Origin of the sequence: Prosthecobacter sp. (genome assembly GCF_044373815.1) — a bacterium.
Classification (GTDB): domain Bacteria; phylum Verrucomicrobiota; class Verrucomicrobiia; order Verrucomicrobiales; family Verrucomicrobiaceae; genus Prosthecobacter.
On the sequence record NZ_JBIPNG010000663.1, the window covers coordinates 1 to 2,869 of the forward strand.

At 53.1% G+C, this 2,869-nt stretch carries 2 protein-coding genes; one reads left to right on the forward strand and one right to left on the reverse strand.

Translation table 11 applies throughout. The annotated features are described in order from the left end of the window. Nucleotides 1–123: 123 nt before the first annotated feature. On the reverse strand, nucleotides 124–1,155 hold the full coding sequence (locus ACIREA_RS29930) for a ComEC/Rec2 family competence protein (protein ID WP_397385980.1): 1,032 nt from the start codon (nucleotides 1,153–1,155) through the stop codon (nucleotides 124–126). A gap of 159 nt (nucleotides 1,156–1,314) precedes the next feature. Between ACIREA_RS29930 and ACIREA_RS29935 the strand changes: the two genes are divergently transcribed. Further along, nucleotides 1,315–2,703, forward strand: coding sequence for an NACHT domain-containing protein (locus ACIREA_RS29935; protein WP_397385981.1), 1,389 nt, complete (start codon nucleotides 1,315–1,317; stop codon nucleotides 2,701–2,703). Nucleotides 2,704–2,869 lie beyond the last annotated feature (166 nt).

The following is a 2,869-nucleotide window of genomic DNA, read 5'->3' on the forward strand; positions in this document are numbered from 1 at the left end:
CCAATTGTGTTTGCGGAGTGCTGCGGACTCGGAGGTCCGCGCTCCTGGGACTCTTTTTGGCCACGGTGCTTAATGCTGCGATTCGTGCACTTCAGTGAGTGAATTCAGTTTGTGGGAAGCCGCTTACTTCGCAGCAGCGGGTGTGGGTTTGGTGATGGCGTCGGGTTTCTTTGTGGTGTCGTCGCGCTGGGTGGTGACTTGGTAGGTTTTGCCGTTGGTGGTGATCTGGACGTTGCCGTGGAGGCCGGTGACGTAGGTTTTGGTGCCGAGGGCCTGGAGGTCTTTGGTGCTGCGGATGCCACGTGCGTAGCGGGGGAAGACGCTGGCGATGGAGACTTCGGGGTGGGTGGCTGCGCCGAATTCCTTGGGGATGGGATGGATGCCGTGGCCGGGGGCTACCAGAATGTGGCATTTGAGCTTTGATTTATCAACGAAGGGCATGAGGCTGGCTTCGATGTCTTCGGTCTGGATGTCGCCGGGGAGGAGGAAGACGACTTCCCCGAACTGGATGCGGAGGGCGAGGGAGTTGGCGTTGACGAGGAAGTGGGAGGGTGTGTCGTTCTTGGGACGGGTGGTGATCTTGGGATCGGTGAAATAGGTTTTGGGCGGGGCGATGACTTCGATCTTCAAGTCGGGGTCGAGCGCGAGGGTCTCGCCGGCGGTGGCGCTGAGGTAGGCGTGGCGTGCGCGGAATTCTTCGCGGACGCGGGTGTAGTGATCGAGCTCGGCTTTGTTGGTGCCGAGGTAGTCGGCTTCGGCGTCGCTGTGGAAGAGGTAGCCGCAGTCGATGAGTCGATTGATTTGGAAATGGTCCTTGAGCCAGAGGAGGCCGCCGAAGTGATCGTAGTGGGCGTGGCTGATGAAAATGCCCTCGATGGTGGTGATGCCTGCTTGGGCGAGGTGCGGGGCGATGAGATCGCGCCCGGCATTGAAGTTGGCGAGCCAGCCGTCGGAGGAGAGTTTTTCAGGGTGCGCGGTGCCGGTGTCGTAGAGCCAGGTCTTGCCGGAGGGCGTGCGCATGACGATGGCGAGGCCAGCACCGCGCTGGATGTCCGGGATTTCGAGGACGGTGAAGCTGAAGGTGGGCTCTGCGGCGGGGGCGGTGGCTGTGAGGAAGGTGAGGAGCAGGAGCGCGGCGAGGAGGCGGAGGGGCATGGGGACTGGGAGATGCAGGGAGATGGGTACGAGAATGAGGGGCGGGATTCGCTGGGGAGTTTTGGGCGGAGGAATCGAACTTGCATCATTACTGGCGCGTCTAAGCGGAATGTTTGTTGCACAACTGGACAGAATAATTGCCACATTCTAAGCTCAAATATGGCTTTTCTCGAATACATCGCTGCAACTAGTGCTACAGGCACGCTCTGGCCCATCATTAAGGAAAAAATAAAGGATGCTGGATCTGATTTCATTAAAGAGAAATTCAAGGAAGCTGTAAAAAGCCTAGTTCCAGTAGACAGTCGAGCTGCGCAGGCATGGCAAAAAGCTGCTGAGGAGGCACTTGCCAAGTCACTCGCGAAGTTTATCGAGCGTGCCGAAGTCGCGTTGGATGATGCGGAGGCGGATGTAGGTTCTTATGCAGCAGCTTTTAACGATTTGATAGCGAGTAGTGCAGTTCAAAAAGAACTGGCCCGTGCGTTTGTGGGGGAAACTCCTTCGAGCGCACCCATTGCTGAGATCTGGATGCGAATGGAGCTAAGACCCCTACCCAATAATTTCGACTGGAACCCTGTATTGAGACAATACCAAAAGATACTGACGGCATCAGTAGGGCAAACTGAGATTTTAAAAAAAGCTCTAGATACACTAAACCTTGCCCGCATCGCCAAAAATACCGAAGCATCACTCCCTCGAACGCCAGGATTCAATCTCAGCGGATATAAAAAAGCGATCATTGCAAGCCATGGTTATTTAAAGCTACAACAACTTGCTGTGGAGGCCCAGCATAGCACGCCTATCGGCATGAAAAAAGTCTTCGTAAATCCAAATGTGATAGAACAAGGGGCACTTCCTTCAGACTTTTACTGTCTGCCAATTGAGGATCAGGCTCTCCTTCGTTCCGGGAAATTGAAAGAGCATCATGTGCTTGATGGCAAAAAAATCGAGCAATTCACTGAAATGTTGAAAAATGCAACGCCCCAAATGGGGTTAACTTTTGCGACTGCTGCATCCCAACCATTAATTGTGCTTACGGGCGACCCAGGTTCTGGTAAATCGACTTTACTACAATACCTCTCGCTTGAATGGGCGGAAATCCCGGACCCTGCTGCCTTTAGCATGGCACCTGTTCCACTGCTAATAGAACTGCGGCGCTATGCCGAACAACGTGAGAAAAATCCGGCGGTCACCGACTTTCCAAGTTTTCTACAGCATGGTACTGATCAAACTTGGCAGCTTGAAGCCCCGCAAGTAGAGTCAGCATTAGCTTCCGGCAAGGCATGGTTGCTACTGGATGGATTTGATGAAGTCTTTGACCAGTCTATGCGGGACGAAATCATTTCTAGAATAACTCATGCTACGATTGCCTGGAATAACATTCGAATTGTTGTTACAACAAGGTCTTTTGGATACCGGCCCGAATCCCTGCAGCAAGCCGGATTTTTACATGGACATATTCAACCATTTGATAATGAACAAATCGCCAACTTTCTTGAGCGTTGGCATTCTCAAATCACTGACGCCAACAAGGCCGATCTTTATATTTGACTACGAGACAAAATTTCAAAGCAGCCGAGAATGAGGGAACTGGCGGGTAATCCGCTTCTTCTAACGATGATGGCCCTGCTGAATAGGACTAGTAGTCTTTCAGACCGCCGGGCTGAGCTTTATTCTCGTTGCGTTGCTTTACTCGTCCACCAGTGGGAAGCGGAAG